We start from the raw sequence: 16547 nt of genomic DNA on the forward strand, positions 1-16547 counted from the left end.
CCGACAGGTCAGGCGTCGCCCGCCGCGTCCACGGCCGCCAGCAGATCGGGCAGGTCGTACCCGCCCTCGTGGCGGACGCCGTTGACGAACAGGGTGGGGGTGCCGTTCACCCCGCTGCGGATGCCGCCCACGAAGTCCCGGCGCACCCGGTCCGCGTGCGCCCGGTTCTCCACCTCGGCGTTCAGCTCGTCCGGCGGCAGTCCGACCTGCTCGACACCGAGCGAGAGGTGCACCGGGTCGAGTTGGTCCTGGTGCTCGTAGAGCCAGTCGTGCATCTCCCAGAACCGGCCCCGGACCGCGGCGGCCTCGGCCGTCTCGGCGGCCCGTTCGGCGTACGGGTGCACGTTGGCGATGGGGAAGTAGCGGTAGACCAGCCGGACGGTGTCGGCCCGCTGCCGCAGCAACTCGTGCAGGTTCGGGTAGGCCGCACCGCAGAACTGGCACTGGAAGTCGCCGTACTCGACGACGGTCACCGCCGCGTCGGCCGGCCCCCGGACGTGGTCCTCGGTGGTGACCGGGTCCCGGAGTCGGGCGGTCACCTGCAGTGGCGTGGTCATCCGGTCATCACCTTCCGATCGGCGGCGAGTTGGTCGAGCGCGTCGAAGATGCCGTCGGCGCCCGGGTTGACGTCGGGCGGCGAAACGAAGCTCCAGGTCACCTGCCCGGCCGGGTCGAGCACCACGAGTGCGCGGTCCGCCTCACCCTGCGAGTTGTACGCGCCGTAGCGGCGGGCCACCTCGCCCTTCGGCTCGAAGTCGGCTAGCAGCGGGAACTCGATGCCCCGGCTCTCCGCGAACGCCCGGTGTGACCAGATGCTGTCCACCGAGATGCCGAGCACCACCGCCCGGTACTGCGCGAAGACGGGTGCCGCCGACTGGTAGAGCGACATCTGGTCGCCGCACACCGGGCTCCAGTCGGCCGGATAGAAGGCGAGCACGACCGGTCGTCCGCGGAACTGCTCGGGCCCGGTCAGGGCACCGTCCGGGGTGGCCGGCAGGGTGAAACCGGGCGCGGAACGCCCCGGCTGGATCAGCCCGTTCGGATCACTCATGCCCCCAGCCTGCTCCCGGGGTGGGTGAGTCCGGCTCACCCACCCCGGGTGGTTTCGCGCTCGCTCAGTGCCAGCCGGGCGCTCGCCCGCGCTCGCTCAGCGCAGCACCGGGGCGACCGCGATGTGGTTCTGCACCTCCCGGATGCCCGGGGCGGACCAGGCCACCTGCTCGACCTCGGCCCGTTCGGGCATGGAGTGCACCAACCCGGCGAGCACCGCGGTGTCGCCGTGCACCCGCACGCTGATCCGTTCGGCCTCGGTCGCTCCGGCTCGGGCGAGCGCGTCGATGATCCGATCGGCGAGCTGTCGGCCGTCCGGTGCGGCGGCGGGCCGTACGGTGATGCCGTTGCTCAGCCCCCGTACGCCGGTGAGCCGTCCCACCGCCCGCTCTGCCGCGCGGCGCTGGTATTCCCACTCGACGTCGCCGTGCAGCGTCACCCAGCCGGCCGAGACAGTGACCTGGAGCTTCTCGATGGGTACGAACGCGTCCCATTCCAGCGCGTGGCTGGCCGCAGCGGCCAGGTCGGGATCGGTGCGTTCGGCGGCGTCGGCCAGCTGCACGGCCAGGTCGTTGGCGACCGCCCGGACCCGGGCGACCCGGTGGGCGGCCCGTTCGGCGGCCCACTTCTTGGCGTAGCTGTCCACCCGGCCGGTCAGCGTGACGACGCCCTCGGCGACGGTCACACCGATCTCGTGCGGCTGCACCCTCGGTTCCCAGGTCAGCTCGTCGAGTACGGCGGACTGGATGTCCTGGTCGGTGCGGTCGATCTCCGCGATCGCCATCTGGGCCTCCTCCCTGCGTGGGTGGCGGACCGGTGGCGGCTGCGGCCGGAGGTCCGCCGGGGTCCGAGCCTGCCGTCGGTCCGGGTGATCCGTCCTCACCCACGGTGGGTGAGGAGTCGCAGCTCCGAGTGCCAGGGTGTCCGAAGGCAGATGCATGGGAGCGCTTCCAAAGCGAGCGCCTTTCGGTTACCGTAATCGCAGTCCTCGATTGCGGGAGCCGTCGCGTCGGGTGGTGGAAGTCAGGGCAACTCCACCTCGTCCCCGTCGTCGTGCTCGTCCCCCGGGCCACGACGTCCCCAGCGGATCGACTCCGTCCCCCGGTCTCGATCCGCGAGCAAGCCACCGATACCCGCACGTCTCGCGGGCCTGGTCCGCTGCGTGCTGGCCACCGCCGTCGTGGTGGGTCCGCACCCCGCCGGCCCCCGCCCGAACACCGGTCCGCCGGGCTGCCTGAGGGGTCCGGCACCCGGCGGGCCGGCCCACAACTTCATATTGGGTACGGCACCGGCCGGCGGCACGACGACGGACCCCGCCCGACCAGGGGTGAGCGGGGTCCGTGCTGGTGCTGGTGGACCTGTCGGTCAGACCGCCGGGGAGTTGGGTCGGTCCACGTCGACGAACTCCACGTCGTCGACAGCGTGGGCGTCCCGGCTGCCGGCGGCCCGCGCGGCGGAGCCGACGGCCCAGCCGACGGCGGCGCCGACAAGCGCGGCGCCGATCAGCAGCGTCCACGGCAGAGCCGGCTGTCGACCGGCGAGCGCGTCGAAGGCCAGCGAGGCCCGGCGTCGCGCCTCCTCGGCGGCGGAGCCCACCAGGTCACCCGCACCGTCGGCGATGTCGCCGCTGTTGCGACGGGCCGAGCGGGCGGTGTCCCGCACGCTGTCTCCGGCCGAGTTCACGGCAGAGAGCAGCTGCTCCCAGGCATGGTCCGCAATCCGCTCCGGCTTGCTGCGGCGGTCCAGCACGTTGGTTCCGAACATCGTGGTTACCTCCTCGGGTGCCGAAGCCGCCGGCCACTTCGGACTTCGGCGTCTGTTCAGCGCGTCACGGTTCGCCTACCCCGCCAGTGCCCAGGGCCGCCCGAGCGCAAACCCGGCCGGCTCCGGCCCGCCGCCGCGACTCAGCGCACCACCACCACGGCGACGCCGCGGGCGAAGTCGTCGTCATCGTCGTCATCGTCGTCTCCACCGCCGAAACCGCAGGCCAGTACGAGAGCGAGTAGAACGCCGACGCCGGCCAGACCGGCAAGTCGTTTGATCATCGAAGGTCCTCTCCGTATGGGGGGTGTCCCGGCCCGATGCTAGGTGGCGTCGGCAACTGGTGGGCCCGGGTCGGGGGGTGTCCGCGCGCGACACGCCGGTGGCACGGGGCGGGCCGCCGGTCGGGGGTCGGTTGTCGGGCGCGTCGGGTCGGGACGGCTACCCTGGTCCGCGGCGCATCGGTCGCGACCGGTCGTCGGAGGTCAAATAACAAAAAGTCTTGAGCAATCAGATACTCAAAAGTGCGGATATGGGTGCCTTTGTGGGTCCGGATCCGTGAATTGCTCATCCCGAGGGGTGGCGACCGAGGCTGTCAGAGGAATACTCTCGGTCGCGGCCCGCGTACTGATGAGGCGCCCGGGGGACGGGCGGGTGGAGGTGCTCGCGTGAGCCTGTCGATCGTGAAGTCTGTTCTGTCCGGTGGAGTCGTGGAGATCGCCCCGCGGGGCGAGATCGACGTCGACACAGCGTACGAGGTGCGCGAGGCGATCGCGGAGGTGCTGGCCAAGGGCCGGCCGCTCCGCATCGAGCTGAACATGAGGCTGGTCACCTTCATCGACTCCGTCGGCATCAGCGCCATGGTTGCCGGCTTCCAGACGGCCGAGGTCAGCAACGTCAAGCTGGTGGTCACCGAGCCGAGCCGGTTCGTGCACCGGCAGCTCTGGGTGACCGGTCTGCTCGGCCTGTTCGGTGCCCCCGAGCCCTACTTCGCCGGTGCCGCCACCCCCGAGGTGCTGCCTGGCGCCTGAGCGCCACCAGACAGCACGGTCAGGGCTGGTCGTCCAGTCCGGTCAGGTCGATGTCGGTCGCCTCGGTGACTGCTCGGATGGCCGTCACCGACGCGTACCCGGCGGCCAGCAACGCCACATCGGTGCCGGGCTGCGCGGCCTGCCCCGGCTCCTCCAGTGAGGTACGCACGAAGCCGTGGCCGGATTCGGCCACCGTCATCTGCACCTGACCGAAGCTGGCCAGCGTGCCGCGTCGCACCCCGCGCAGCCGCCCGTGCGGCAGATCCGGGGCGTTCACGTTGAGCACGCTCTCCATCGGCCCGGAGGTCAACCGGGGGAGCAGGTCCAGGGCGACCCGCGCGGCGGTGCTCCAGTGCCGCTCGGCGTCGCGTACCCGGGCGGCGGCGTCCACCGCGGCACCACCGCTGGCTGCCGTCGCCTCGCCCGCGGACAGCACGTCGAGGGAGACCGCCATCGCCCGGCAACCGTTCGTGGCGGCGGTGAAGGCGGCTCCCACAGTTCCGGAGTGCAGCACGGCCCGCCCCGCGTTGGCACCCCGGTTGATCCCGGAGAGCACCACCGACGGCGGTGGGCCGAATGCGCCGTGCAGCGCGATCAGGGTGATGAAGCCGGGGGAGCCACCCACCCCGTACGCCGGCACGCCAGCCAGGTCCGGCAGCGGATGGTCGTTCACGACGACCCTCCCGTCGCGCTCCACGGCGCTCATCGCGGCGCTGGTCCCGCTCGCCTCCTCCAACGGCGCGGCGACCACCACGTCCAGGCCCCGCTGTGCCGCCGCCCAGGCCAGTGCCTGAATGCCGGGCGCGGCAATCCCGTCGTCGTTGGTGATCAGCACCCGCAGCGTCATCGTTCGACCACCCGGCCGGCCAACTCGTCCGGGGTGGTCCGCTCCTGGGGTCGGCTGTCCGCCGGCACCAGCCGGACCCGGTCGACCAGGCCGGTGATCGAGTCCAGTCGTCCGGTGCCCAAACCGTGCCGGGTCACGTTCATCGCGCCGGCGGCGGCGCCGGTGCGGATGGCGGTCCGGATGTCCCCGCCCCGGGCCACGACGGCGGCCACCCCGGCGGTCATCGAGTCGCCCGCACCGCGCGGATCGGCGGCCTCCAACCGGGGCATCTCGACCTCGAACAACTCGCCGTCGATGAGCGCCAACGCCGGCTGTTCGGCCCGGCTCACCACCACCGTCTCGGCGCCGGCGGCGTGCAGTTCGTACATGGCCCGGGTCAGCTCCAGGCTGTCGTCGCTGCAGGCGCGGCCGTCGCGGATCAGCTCCTCGTGACTCACCTTGAGGAAGAACACACCGCTCTCCAACACCGCGCCGAGGTGGTCGCCGGAGAGGTCGACCACCACCCGGCCGCCGTTGGCGGCGAGGTCGGCGGCGAAGCGCCGGTACAGATCGGCCGGGACCAGCCACGGCTCGTTCGGCCCACTGAGGATGCTCACCGCGGCCCGCAGGCCCTCGCCGAGGGCCAGGTTGTACAGCTCGTCCAACTCGTGTCGGCTCAACGGCTGCCCCGGTATGTCGGCGATCTCCTGCCGCGAGCCGTCCCGGCGGTCGTGCACGTACCCGCCGCTGCCGGAGTCACGGACCACCACCTTCAGGTCCACGCCCTCGCTGACCAGGAGCGGCTCCAGCACCTGACCGATCTCGCCGCCGAGGGCGGCGCAGAGCACCACGTCGACACCGAGCGACATCGCCATCCGCGCCTGCCAGACGCCCTGCCCGCCGGGGTGCAGATGCAGCTCGGGGTGGTCGTTCGGCTGGTCCACGGTGACCGTGAGCTGCGGGGTGGGCGCGAAGACCATCACGTGCCCGCTCATCCGTCGTCGCCACTCATGATGCCGCCCTCCTGCACGGTTGGGTGATTCCTCACCAACCGACCCTAATGCGACACCTGGCGGCGGGGCATCCCATCGGCTGCGGTTCGCCCTGGCATCGGCGGCCGTCGGGCGTTGCCAGGCAGACATCGGTACGGGACGATCGTGCGACACGCGACGGTGGGAGAAGAGTGCTCAGCAGCGATACCTTCAGCTACACCGTCCAGGCCCGGTGCACGCTGGCCGACGCCGCGGCGATGCTCAGCGACCTGACCCGACAGGGCGAACTGCATCCGCTGATCGTCCAGGTCCGCCAACTGCCGCCCCGACCCGGCGCCCGGGCCAGCTACACGATCAACGACAGGCTGGTGGCCGGCCCACTGCGCTTCCGGACCACGTACCACGCGGACGTGCTGATCAGCGAGCACGACGAGATCGTCATGGTGGCCCGCCAGTGGCCCGCCACCACGGTGCGCAACCACACGCGACTGCGCGCCGAGCCGGAGGGTCTGGTCCGGATCGACGTCGAGATCACCCTGACCGCGCCGACGCCGCTGTTCCGGTACGCGTTCCGCCAGGCGCGGGCCGCTCACCTCGCCCTCGCCGCCCGCCTCGGCCCGGCCCTCGACCGAGCCGGTGACCCACCACCCCCAGCCTGACCGCCCCCGCCCCGCCGTCCCGCCTCATGATCGTGCTCGATCCAGGATCTAGTGGCCTGCGGGCGTCGGGAGGCCACTACGTCCTGGTTATAGCGCGATCTTGGCGGCGCGATCTTGGCGGCCCGGTCGCGTCAGCCCGGGTCGCGCCAGCCCGGTCGTGGTGGCGCGGTCACGGGTTGCGGCCGTGGCCTGCCAGGGCGGGTCGGGCGGCGGGACGTCGGCCCCACGGCTTGTACGTGGACAGCACCGTCGCGATGATCATCAAGGTCGTCGACACCGCCGGCGCGATGACCAGGTCCACGCGGTCCCGGGCGGGGAGGGCGGCGCCCACCGCACCGGCGTGCCGCAGATTCGGCGTGAGCAGGAACAACACCAGTCCGACCATCACCGTGGTGAGCACGAGCTTGGCCAGCACCCAGCGATGGCGCCACAGCCCCCACGGGGTGAGTAGCGCGCTGGCGACCCCGATCAGCCAGACCAGGACGCTCAGCGGCGCGAACAGCACCGTGCCGACCAGCGCCGTGACCGGGTAGACCACCGCCGGGTCGGCGCCCCGCTGCACGGCGATGCCGAGGGTGAGGAGCACCAGGTCGGCGCCGAGCCAGCCGAGCGAGGTGACCAGGTGCAGGGTGAGGAGCCCCTTGCGGGCGGTGGGTGGGATCCGACGCATACCGCGATGCTGCCCGCCGACCCGCGCCGGGTCGTCCGACCGCCGACGACATCCGGGGTACGCCCGGCGACGTACCCCGGCCCGGCGACACCATCCTGATCAACACGACAATCGCCGACTCCGGGGTATCCCGTCGTCCGGACACCCCGGAGTCGGCGACCGCGAGTGGATCACCCCCGGACCGGACCGGGGGAGCCGTCGGGTGGGTCAGTAGACCGACAGGTGTACGTGGTTGGTGTGGTCGGTGGACGGGGTCCCGCTCGCGCCGCTGTACGACTTCCACCCGCTGCTGGGCAGCCAGATCTGCCGGTACCAGATCACGTACAGCACGGCGAGCCGGTCGGCGTTGCGGATGAAGTACGCGGCCAGGTTGTTGCCGTACGTCTTGTCGCCGCCGGTGGCGTTGCCGCCGAAGCCGCTCGCCTGGGCGGCGAAGTCGCAGGCCCGGCCCTTGGGATGTTCACCGGAGCCGCTGGGGCGGTGACAGGAGACGTACCGGGTGAAGCCGGCGGCCTTGGCCTGGTTGAGCGCGTGCAGGGTGCGCGGGGTGATGCAGCCGTTGGCGGGGGTGGGGTCGTTGACGCTGCACGACTCGGATGGCCAGGAGCCGTCCGAGTTGCGGGGTGCCGCCTTCGCGTTGGCGGTGGAGGTGCCCCGGTTGGAGCCGCTGTCGGCGGTGGGCTGCGGCTTGGGGGTGTTGGCCACGGTCAGGGCCCGTTCGGCCTGGTCCTTGCGCTTGGCCATCACCGCGACCTGCTTGCGCTGTTCGGTGATCTCGCCGTTCAGGGCGGTCCGGGTGCGGTTGGCCTGGTCCTTGGTGGCGAGCAGATCGCGCAGCACCCGGTCCTCGTTGGCGGCCACCGCCTCCAGGGCGGCGGCCCGGTCCATGAAGCCCTCCGGGCTGTTGCTGTTGAGCAGCGCCGACACCGCGCCGAGCCGGCCGGTGCGGTACGCCACGCCGGCGATCTGACCGACCTTGCCGTCGCGCTGGGCCAGCTCGACCTCGATGGTCTTCAGTTGGGTGGCGAGTTGCTGCTGCCGCTGCACGGAGGTGTCCAGAGCGCGCTTCGCGTCCAGGTAGCCCTTGCTGGCTGCCTCGAGTTGGGCGCGGAGCGAGGGGGTGCCGCCCTCCTCGTCGGAGTCGGGTGCGGCGGCGGCCCGCAGGCCGGTCGGGGGAGCGGCCGAGGCGGTGCCGGCCGGGATCGCGACGCCGAGGGCGAACATCGCGACGATCAGGGCCGCCAGTCGGGCGGCGGGTGGTCGTGCTGGTGCCACTGCGCATGTCCTTCCGTCAGCCGCCGACCGGGTTAGCTGACGGGTTCGGGACGGAAGATCCCTACCGCTGACGCGGATGCACCCCAGGAACGTGGTTCCCCGGTTCGCCCGGTTGGGCGATTAGGCGGCGGCCGCCACCGGCGCCTGGAGGGCGCCGCCTGGTGGAGGCCGGGACCGAGCCTACCGGTGCGGGTGGGGCGGCTGCAGCCGATGTGACGGACGGTGCGTACGTCGTCACGAGAAAAGTGTCACCACTCGATCGAGCCGCAGGCTCCGGAGGCGGCGCCGGGCTCGATCTGCAACGTCGCGTGTTCGATCCGGAAGTCGTCGTGCAGGGCGGTACGCGCTGCGGTGAGCACCGCGCCGACCTCGGCGCCGGGTGCCATGGTCAGGTGCGCGGAGGCCACGTCCATGCCGGAGGTGAGCGTCCAGACGTGCAGGTCGTGCACCTCGACCACCCCGGGGACCGCGGCCAGCCGGTCGTGCACGGCGGTCACCTGGAGGTGCTCCGGGGCGGCCTGCACCAGGATGCGGACGGCGGCCCGTGCCAGCCGCCAGGTGCGCGGCAGGATGAACACGCCGATGGCGACGGCGACCAGTGGGTCGGCCCACCACCAGTCGGTGACGGAGATGAGGAGCGCCGCGCCGATCACGCCGAGTGAGCCCAGCAGGTCGCCGAGCACCTCCAGGTAGGCGCCCTGGATGTTGATGCTCTCCCGGGCTCCGGCGCGGAGCAGGGCGAAGGCGGCGATGTTGGCGAGCAGGCCGAGCACGGCCACCACGAGCATCGGGCCGGCGACGACCTCGTGCGGGTCGCCGAAGCGGCGGATCGCGGTGATCAACACGTAGATCGCGACGCCGGAGAGCAGAACGGCGTTGGCCAGCGCGGCGAGGACCTCGAGTCGGTAGAGCCCGAAGGTGCGCTGCGGGTCGGTGGTGGCCCGGCGGGTCGCGGTGATCGCGGCGAGCGCCATCCCGATGCCGAGCACGTCGGTGAACATGTGTCCGGCGTCGGAGAGCAGGGCGAGTGAACCGGTGTGCAGGGCGGTCACCGCCTCGACCACCATCAGAGCGGCGAGCAGCCCGAATGCCGCCCAGAGTCGACCCCTGTGCTGGTGTGCGGCATTGGCGACCGACCCATGGTGGTGGTCATGACCTGCGCCCACGAGATCCACCTTCCGCCGCCGGTTGGGGCCCGGTCAAATGTATGCTCACATCGCTATGTATGCAAGTGTGGCGTGGACCGCTGGTCCGCCGGGCGAGGCGCGCCGGATCAGCCGGTTGGATCGATGGTGGTGAGCCGTTGCGTGGCCCGGGAAAGTGCCACGTACAGGGTGCGTACCCCCGCGCCCGGATCCGCCCGGATCTCGCTCGGGGCGACGAGCACGACCCCGTCGTACTCCATGCCCTTGGCCTCCAGGCTGGTCACCACCTGGAGGCGCGGCGCGGCGAGCGCGGCGAGCCAACCGGCGACCTCGTCGCGGCGGGGGACCGGCGTGATCACCCCGACCGTGCCCTCCACCTCGGCCAGCAGCCCGGCGGCCGCCTTCACGACGGCGGTCTCCAACCCGCTCGCGGGCACCACCAGCTCGACCGGATCGACCCCGGTGGAGCGCACCGCGGTCGGCAGCGGCAGGTCGGGGTAGAGCCGGCGGATCTCCGCCGCCGCCACCGCGAAGATCTCCGACGAGTTGCGGTAGTTGGTGGTGAGCGTGAAATCGTGCCGCTTACGCCGGCCCAGCGCCTGGTCCCGGGCCCGGGTCAGCTCCTCCGGATCGCCGGTCCACGCGGTCTGCGCGGGGTCACCCACCACCGTCCAGGAGGCCAGGCTGCCGCGCCGTCCGACCATCCGCCACTGCATCGGCGAGACGTCCTGTGCCTCGTCCACCACCACGTGCGCGTAGTCCCGGTAGTCCTCCGGACGCTCCCGGGCCGCCGCCCGGGCCGCCCGCTGCCGTTCGCTCGCGGTGGTCAGCTCGCGGACGCCGCCAGCGAGCTGGAACGGGTCGCGGCGGGCCTTGGCCGGCTGCGCCGGCTTGCCGAGCAGGGCGTCCAACTCGTCGAGCAGCGCGATGTCGGCGATGGTCAACCCGTCGGATTCCAGGCTCCGGTACGCGGCGCCGAGCAGCCGGATCTCCGCGGAGGAGAGGATCCCGCCCGCGTACCGGCGCAGCCGCTCCGGCCGGGCCAGCCAGCCGAGCACGTGCCGGGGGTGCAGCCGGGGCCACCACGCCTTGAGAAACTCGCGGAACTCGGCCCGGTCGGCGATCTCCGCCTCGAAGGTCCGCTGGTCCGGCAGGCGAACGCCCACCTCGCGGGCCTGCGCCCAGAGCGCGGCGAACACCCCGTCGAAGCCGGCCCGGCGCACCTCGTTGCGACGGGCGCCGCGGTGCAGCGCGCGGTCCCGGATCCGGTCCAGCGCGGCCCGGTCCAGCCGCAGCAGCGTGCCCCGGTAGAGCAGCCGCAGCTCACCCGGGCCGTCCGGAACCGCGTCCCGGACCGCGCGTTCCAGCACCCGACGCATCCGCAGCGAGCCCTTCACCGCCGCCACCTCGGGCGGGTCGGTGCGGGTGGCGGTCATCCCCGGAAACAGAGTGCCCAGCGAGTGCAGGGTGGCGGTGTCCTCACCGAGCGAGGGCAGCACCGAGGCGATGTACTCGACGAAGACCCCCGACGGGCCGACCACCAGGATCCCGCCCCCGGCGTAGCGGCTGCGCTCGGAATAGAGCAGGAACGCCGCCCGGTGCAGGGCGACCGCGGTCTTGCCGGTGCCCGGGCCGCCCGCGACGATCGTCACCCCGGAGCCGGGCGAACGGATCGCCTCGTCCTGCTCCCGTTGGATTGTCGCCACGATGTCGCGCATGCCCCGGCCGGTCGCCTTGGACAGGGTGGCCAGCAGGGCGCCGTCGCCGACGACCGTCATCCCCTCCGGGGCGGCGGTCGGGTCCAGCAGGTCGTCCTCGATCCGGGTGACCCGCTCGGCACGGGACTGGATCGTGCGGCGACGCACCACGTCCAGTGGCTGCGCCGGCGTGGCCTGGTAGAAGGCGGCGGCGGCGGGTGCCCGCCAGTCGACGACGAGCGTGCTGGCGTCCTCGTCCCGGATCCCGAGTCGCCCCACGTGCAGCACCTGCCGGTCCCGCAGGTCCAGCCGGCCGAAGACCAACCCCTCGTACTCGGCGTCCAGGACGTGCCGCCGCTGCGCCGCGTGGAAGACCATCGCGTCGCGCTCGACCAACGCGCCGAACGTGCCCACCCGGGCGATCCGGTAGCCGTCACGCTCGGCGCGGACCGCCGAGCGCCGCAGTTCGGCCAGTCGGGCGTACACCCGGTCGAGGTGTCGTTGCTCGACGGCGATCTCCTGCTCCAGGCCGGTCTGGTCGGTCAACACACGCTCCTTCGAAGGTCGCCGGCAGGCGGCGGAAACCGCGCAAGCCAACCGCAGAAGGGTACGGCCCCGGGCCGTGCCCGCCGCGCCCGAGGTGCGGGAACGCGCTCAGCCGCCCGTCCCGGCGGCGGTCGCGGCGGCGATCGGGGGCGTCGGCCCGGTGAGTACCCGCCGCAGGACGCCGGTGAGCGCGGCGTTGACCTCGTCCGGGCGCTCCATCATCAGCATGTGCCCGGCGCCCGGGCAGACGGTCAGCTCGGTGGCCGGGAGGGCCGCCGCGATCGACTCGGCGCAGGGCGGCGGGGTCAGCCGGTCCCGGTCGCCGACCAGGGCGGCGGCCGGCAGGTGCGCCAACGCGCCGAGGGTGTCCAGTCGGTGCTGGGTGCCGATGGAGGCACGGAACCCGCCGATCGAGCGCAGCGAGGCACGAGCCACCGCCGACGTCACCAGCCGGATGTCGGCCGGCTCGCAGCGGTCTCCGAACAGCATCCACCTGATGCTCGGTTGCAGCGCGTTCAGCAGTGCCCGGGGCGCTCGCCACGAGCCGCACCGGGCCAGCACGCCGGCGCCTGTCGTCTCGGCCAGCCGGATCAGTCGGGCGATCCGCGGCGAGAGCCCGTAGACGGTGTGGGTGTGCCCCTCGGCGGTGGTGGACACGAAGACCAGACCGGCGGTACGGCCGGCGAAGTGCGCGGGGTGGCGGTGGGCGTACTCCATGATCGTCATGCCGCCCATCGAGTGCCCGACCAGCACCACCGGGCCGCTCGGCGCCACCGTGTCGAGCACCGCGGCCAGGTCGTCGCCGAGTTGGGCAAGGGTGGCCGAGGGCAACGCCATGCAGCTGGACCGGCCGTGGCCCCGCGCGTCGTAGGTGACCACCCGCACCGACCCGCCGACCGACGCCGCGGTGAGCGCGTCGACCTGCCGGTGCCAGGCGCGCCCGTCCAACGTCCAGCCGTGCAACAGGACGGCGGTGACCTGGGCGTCCGTCGGCCCCGTCACCTCCACGTTGAGCCGTACACCGTCGGGCATACCGACCTCGAAGCGCTCCGGCATCGTCACCTCCCCAGGGCCGCCCGGCACCACCAGTCCCTCCAATATCCGGCTACCCGCCAGGACACCACGCCAATCGCGCCGCGGCTGACATTCCCCGACCTCGCCCGTGGGGCCCGACGGCGGGCCAAGCTGGAGGACATGGGGTCGTCGGGAGCGCCCATGGGCGAGGCGTCGGGGCAGCGGCGGCAGGCCGGCGGCACTCCTCGCTCGGCACTGGCCGACCTGCTCGCCGGTAACCGGCGGTTCGTCAGCGGGCAGCCGATCCACGGGCACGACGTCACGGCCGCCGCGGCCGCCGCCTCGGGCGACCAGCAGCCGTACGCCGTGGTGCTCGGCTGCATCGACTCGCGGGTGCCGCTGGAGGCGATCTTCGACCAGACCTTCGGCGCGATCTGCGTGATCCGTACCGGTGGGCACGTCCTCGACCGGGCGGTGTGCGGGTCGATCGAGTACGTGGTCGGTCAGCTCGGCGTACCGCTGGTGCTGGTCCTCGGGCACGAGCGGTGCGGCGCGGTGGAGGCCACGGTGGCGGCGGTGCGCGCCGGGGAGCGCCCCGGTGGCTCGCTGGCGTACCTGGTGGACGAGATCGCCCCGGCGGTGACCGGGGTGGGGATCGACGACCCGGCGGTGCTGCCGCTCGCGATCCGCCGGCACGTCCGCCGGACGGTGCGCACCCTGCGCGAGGACGACCTGCTGGCCGGGCCGGTCGCCGCCGGTCGGGTGGCCGTGGCCGGCGGCCTCTACGACCTGGCCACCGGCGAGGTCGCCCTGCTCGATCCGGGCTGACCGGGACCGTGGACACGCGAAACCGCCCGCCGGGACTCCCGACGGGCGGTTTCGATGATGCGGTGGGGGAGGGCTCAGCCCTCGAAGACACCGGCCGCGACCAGGCGCTTCTCGGTGGCCTCCCAGCCGTCACCCGGGTGGGTGACAGCCAGGTTGTTGATCTCGGCCCGGATCTTGGCGGCGTGGCCGGCGGCGGCCAGCACGCGGATCTCCTCGACGAAGGCGTCGGAGTCCGTGCGCAGGTGCGCGGTCTTGCCGTTGGTCAGGTTCCGCACGTAGGCGTGCTTGCCGCCGTTGAGCGGGATGAGGTACTTGAACTCGCCCAGCACGCTGAGGGCGCCACCCTGGCCAGCCTGGCCGGCCCGGACGGACGCGCGCGCGGTCTTAGAGGTGTTGCTCGCCACGGAGGTACTCCTTGCAAGACGTACGGGAGGACTGGACGTCCGGGGGCTGTGTGCGGGCCACACTGCGCTCGGCCCGCGAAGGTGTAACGCGGCATAAGCCGCCGGTGGAACTGTACAGGACCACGACATCATGCTGGTCGTCGCGGTGTCCTGAGAGGTAACCGCAGCCACCCGTCCGGCTATTCCGGCCGGCGTTTTTTCCGATTCCCTGGCGCACCACGCGTCACAGGAGTCATCATGTGTTGCAGCAGCCACCTGGGTGGACGAGGTCGTAGGGGAAGACGCACCTCGCTCTCCCGGGAGGTCACCGTGCCAACGCGTGGCGTCGTATACGTCCATTCGACCCCGCTCGCCGTGTGCTCACACGTCGAGTGGGCGATCGCGCGCGTCCTAGCCGCGCCGGTCAACCTGCAGTGGACGGCTCAGCCCGTCGACCCCGGCGCACGCCGGGCCGAGTGCGGGTGGACCGGTCGTCCGGGGACGGGCGCCGAGCTGGCTGTTGCCCTCCGGCAGTGGCCCATGATCCGTTTCGAGGTCACCGAGGAGCCGAGTCCCGGTGTCGACGGCGAGCGGTTCATGTACGTGCCCGCGCGGGGTCTGTTCCGGGCCACCGTCGGTGTCGCGGGCGACATCCAGCTCGGCGAGGACCGGCTCCGCGCCCTGATGGTCGCCTCCCGGGCGCCTGAGGCGCTGGCACACGCTCTGGACAAGGCGCTCGGCACCGCGTGGGACGCCGACCTGGAGCCCTACCGGTACGCCGGCGACGGCGCCCCGGTGACCTTGCTCACCCGCGTGGGCTGACCCGGTCGCCCGTCCGCTGGCCGTACGCGTCGGGCCGGGCGCGACCGGTAAGGTCAAGTTGCCCCGATAAGGGAGAAGCTGGTGGGATGGGCGGCGTGTCGAATCGCCCCTGGCGCGCCACCGTCGCAGTCGCCGCCCTGACCGCCCTGCTCGTCTCCGGCTGCTCGGGTGCCGCCGAGCGCCCCACGCCGACGGCCAGCCCGGTCGGCGCGTCCGCCGCCCCGAGCGCCCCCGCCGCGACGCCGGCCAGCGACCCCGCCGCCCGTGCCGCGGCGCTTGTCGCCACGCTGTCCGACGAAGATCTTGTCGGTCAGGTGCTGATGCCGTACGCCTACGGCGACTCGGCGACGAAGGTCTCCGCCGGCTCGGCCGCCGGCAACCAGGCCCTCGCCGGGGTCGACACCCCCGCCGACATGATCACCAAGTACCGGCTGGGCGGCCTGATCCTGGTCGGCTTCAGCGCCGACGACCCGACCAAGGGCAACCAGGAGACCACGAACGTCGACAACCCGAAGCAGGTGCACGAACTCACCAGCGGGCTGCGTGCCGCCGCCGGTCGGCTCGCCGCCGGCCCCGCGCCACTCCTGGTCGGCACCGACCAGGAGTACGGCGTCGTCACCCGGGTGACCGACGGGGTCACCGTGCTGCCCAGCGCCCTCGCGGCGGGCGCGGCTGGCGACCCGAAGCTGACCGAGGCCGCCTGGCGGGCCGCCGGTGCCGAGCTGGCGGCGATGGGGATCAACGTCGACTTCGCCCCGGTGGCCGACGTGCTGGCCACCCGCAGCACCGTGATCGGCTCCCGTTCGTTCGGCGCCGACCCGAAGCAGGCCGCGGCGCAGGTGGGTGGCGCCGTCCGCGGCCTCCAGGCGGAGGGTGTCGCGGCCACCCTGAAGCACTTCCCCGGGCACGGCCACAGCGCCGACGACTCGCACCAGGATCTGCCGGTGCTCACCCAGTCGGCCGCGGCGTTGCAGAGCGGCGCCTGGCCGCCGTTCACCGCCGGCATCGACGCCGGGGCGATGGCGGTGATGTCCGGGCACCTGGACGCGCGCGCGATCGACCCGGGGACCCCGGCGACGTTCTCCCACAAGCTGCTCACCGACGTGTTGCGCGGTCAGCTCGGCTTCAAGGGCGTGGTGATCACCGACGGGATGAACATGCCGCCCGCGAAGCGCTGGGCTCCCGGCGAGGCGGCGGTCCGGGCGCTCAACGCCGGCAACGACCTCATCCTGATGACCCCGAACGTCGGTCAGGCGTACGACGGGCTGCTCGCCGCTCTGCGCGGCGGGTCGCTGCCCCGGACCCGGCTGGTCGAGGCGGTCACCCGGGTGCTGACCATGAAGTTCCGGCTTGCGGAGACCCCCGCCGCGCAGATGTCCACGCTCAACGCCCCGACTCACCGCGCCGCGGCCGACGCGCTGGCCGCCGCCGCCGTCACCGTGCTGCGCGGCACCTGCGGCGCCCCGGTACGCGGGCCGGTCACCGTCACCTCCTCCGGCGGTCGGGACGGCACCCGCGCCGCGCTCACCGCCGCGCTGACCGCCGCCGGGGTGCAGGTCAAGCCCAGCGGCGGCACGATCGTGCACCTGGTGGGCTACGGCGACGGCGCCAAGGACCTGCGCACCGACGCGGCGGTCACGGTCGCCATGGACACCCCGTACGTGCTGAGTGGTGCGACGTCACCGACGCTGCTGGCCACCTACTCCTCCAGCCGGGCGTCCATGACCGGGCTGGCCGCCGTGCTCGCCGGCAAGGCCCGGCCGGGCGGACGGTCCCCGGTGACCGTCCCCGGACTGCCCGCCACGACCTGTGGCACCTGACCGGTCGGCGCGGACCGGTCGGCGCCCA

18 protein-coding genes and 1 riboswitch are annotated in these 16547 nt (G+C 72.9%); of the genes, 5 read left to right on the forward strand and 13 right to left on the reverse strand.

The genetic code is table 11. From position 1 onward, the window contains the following. Positions 1-8 precede the first annotated feature (8 nt). The 5 genes from AB0O48_RS24925 to AB0O48_RS24945 all read right to left on the reverse strand — a co-directional run bounded on the left by AB0O48_RS24925 (position 9) and on the right by AB0O48_RS24945 (position 3095). Positions 9-557, reverse strand: coding sequence for a DsbA family protein (locus AB0O48_RS24925; protein ID WP_357244813.1), 549 nt, complete (start codon positions 555-557; stop codon positions 9-11). Next, positions 554-1051, reverse strand: a complete 498-nt coding sequence (locus AB0O48_RS24930) for a redoxin domain-containing protein (protein WP_357244815.1) — start codon at positions 1049-1051, stop codon at positions 554-556. Before AB0O48_RS24930 ends, AB0O48_RS24925 begins: the two co-directional genes overlap by 4 nt. A 96-nt stretch (positions 1052-1147) precedes the next feature. Further along, on the reverse strand, positions 1148-1834 hold the full coding sequence (locus AB0O48_RS24935) for a BON domain-containing protein (protein ID WP_357244817.1): 687 nt from the start codon (positions 1832-1834) through the stop codon (positions 1148-1150). 581 nt (positions 1835-2415) lie between these two features. After that, a complete protein-coding gene (locus tag AB0O48_RS24940; protein ID WP_357244819.1) occupies positions 2416-2814 on the reverse strand; it encodes a hypothetical protein in 399 nt (132 codons plus the stop codon). Positions 2815-2954: 140 nt separating this feature from the next. Beyond that, entirely contained in the window at positions 2955-3095 is a 141-nt protein-coding gene (locus AB0O48_RS24945; protein WP_204941479.1) for a hypothetical protein, read from the reverse strand. Positions 3096-3479: 384 nt separating this feature from the next. Here AB0O48_RS24945 and AB0O48_RS24950 point away from each other — a divergent pair, with 384 nt between their 5' ends. Then, positions 3480-3842: an STAS domain-containing protein gene (locus AB0O48_RS24950; RefSeq protein ID WP_357244821.1), complete on the forward strand. Its 363-nt coding sequence runs from the start codon at positions 3480-3482 to the stop codon at positions 3840-3842. 19 nt (positions 3843-3861) lie between these two features. On the opposite strand, the gene AB0O48_RS24955 is transcribed toward AB0O48_RS24950, so the two are convergent. Both AB0O48_RS24955 and AB0O48_RS24960 read right to left on the reverse strand, forming a co-directional pair. Further along, positions 3862-4689 carry a 5'/3'-nucleotidase SurE gene (locus AB0O48_RS24955; RefSeq protein ID WP_357244823.1) on the reverse strand — a complete coding sequence of 276 codons (828 nt, stop codon included), beginning with the start codon at positions 4687-4689 and terminating at the stop codon, positions 3862-3864. Further along, positions 4686-5663, reverse strand: coding sequence for a PfkB family carbohydrate kinase (locus AB0O48_RS24960; RefSeq protein ID WP_365068631.1), 978 nt, complete (start codon positions 5661-5663; stop codon positions 4686-4688). Before AB0O48_RS24960 ends, AB0O48_RS24955 begins: the two co-directional genes overlap by 4 nt. 188 nt (positions 5664-5851) lie before the next feature. Here AB0O48_RS24960 and AB0O48_RS24965 point away from each other — a divergent pair, with 188 nt between their 5' ends. Next, the gene (locus tag AB0O48_RS24965) at positions 5852-6319 is read left to right on the forward strand and encodes an SRPBCC family protein (protein ID WP_365068633.1); all 468 of its coding nucleotides are present in this window, start codon (positions 5852-5854) and stop codon (positions 6317-6319) included. A 169-nt stretch (positions 6320-6488) separates the two neighbouring features. Here AB0O48_RS24965 and AB0O48_RS24970 read toward each other — a convergent pair whose 3' ends face one another. The 5 genes from AB0O48_RS24970 to AB0O48_RS24990 all read right to left on the reverse strand — a co-directional run bounded on the left by AB0O48_RS24970 (position 6489) and on the right by AB0O48_RS24990 (position 12708). Beyond that, positions 6489-6989 carry a hypothetical protein gene (locus tag AB0O48_RS24970; protein WP_357244828.1) on the reverse strand — a complete coding sequence of 167 codons (501 nt, stop codon included), beginning with the start codon at positions 6987-6989 and terminating at the stop codon, positions 6489-6491. Positions 6990-7196: 207 nt separating this feature from the next. Beyond that, positions 7197-8213 carry a hypothetical protein gene (locus AB0O48_RS24975; RefSeq protein WP_357245193.1) on the reverse strand — a complete coding sequence of 339 codons (1017 nt, stop codon included), beginning with the start codon at positions 8211-8213 and terminating at the stop codon, positions 7197-7199. Between the two features lie 56 nt (positions 8214-8269). Beyond that, positions 8270-8401, reverse strand: a riboswitch (cyclic di-AMP (ydaO/yuaA leader). A 111-nt stretch (positions 8402-8512) separates the two neighbouring features. Further along, positions 8513-9430, reverse strand: coding sequence for a cation diffusion facilitator family transporter (locus AB0O48_RS24980; protein ID WP_365068636.1), 918 nt, complete (start codon positions 9428-9430; stop codon positions 8513-8515). A gap of 107 nt (positions 9431-9537) precedes the next feature. After that, positions 9538-11652, reverse strand: coding sequence for an AAA family ATPase (locus AB0O48_RS24985; RefSeq protein ID WP_365068638.1), 2115 nt, complete (start codon positions 11650-11652; stop codon positions 9538-9540). 108 nt (positions 11653-11760) lie between these two features. Beyond that, on the reverse strand, positions 11761-12708 hold the full coding sequence (locus tag AB0O48_RS24990) for an alpha/beta hydrolase (protein ID WP_365068640.1): 948 nt from the start codon (positions 12706-12708) through the stop codon (positions 11761-11763). A 159-nt stretch (positions 12709-12867) separates the two neighbouring features. On the opposite strand from AB0O48_RS24990, the gene AB0O48_RS24995 reads away from it, so the two are divergent. Next, positions 12868-13494: a carbonic anhydrase gene (locus AB0O48_RS24995; RefSeq protein WP_357244836.1), complete on the forward strand. Its 627-nt coding sequence runs from the start codon at positions 12868-12870 to the stop codon at positions 13492-13494. 74 nt (positions 13495-13568) lie between these two features. Here AB0O48_RS24995 and AB0O48_RS25000 read toward each other — a convergent pair whose 3' ends face one another. Next, the gene (locus AB0O48_RS25000) at positions 13569-13898 is read right to left on the reverse strand and encodes a hypothetical protein (protein ID WP_238687209.1); all 330 of its coding nucleotides are present in this window, start codon (positions 13896-13898) and stop codon (positions 13569-13571) included. A gap of 309 nt (positions 13899-14207) precedes the next feature. On the opposite strand from AB0O48_RS25000, the gene AB0O48_RS25005 reads away from it, so the two are divergent. Together AB0O48_RS25005 and AB0O48_RS25010 are read left to right on the forward strand one after the other, a co-directional pair. Continuing rightward, a complete protein-coding gene (locus AB0O48_RS25005; RefSeq protein WP_357244838.1) occupies positions 14208-14699 on the forward strand; it encodes a DUF3145 domain-containing protein in 492 nt (163 codons plus the stop codon). A gap of 86 nt (positions 14700-14785) precedes the next feature. After that, on the forward strand, positions 14786-16519 hold the full coding sequence (locus tag AB0O48_RS25010) for a glycoside hydrolase family 3 N-terminal domain-containing protein (protein WP_365068643.1): 1734 nt from the start codon (positions 14786-14788) through the stop codon (positions 16517-16519). Positions 16520-16547 lie beyond the last annotated feature (28 nt).

Origin of the sequence: Micromonospora sp. NPDC085948 (assembly GCF_040686315.1) — a bacterium.
Taxonomy (GTDB): domain Bacteria; phylum Actinomycetota; class Actinomycetes; order Mycobacteriales; family Micromonosporaceae; genus Micromonospora.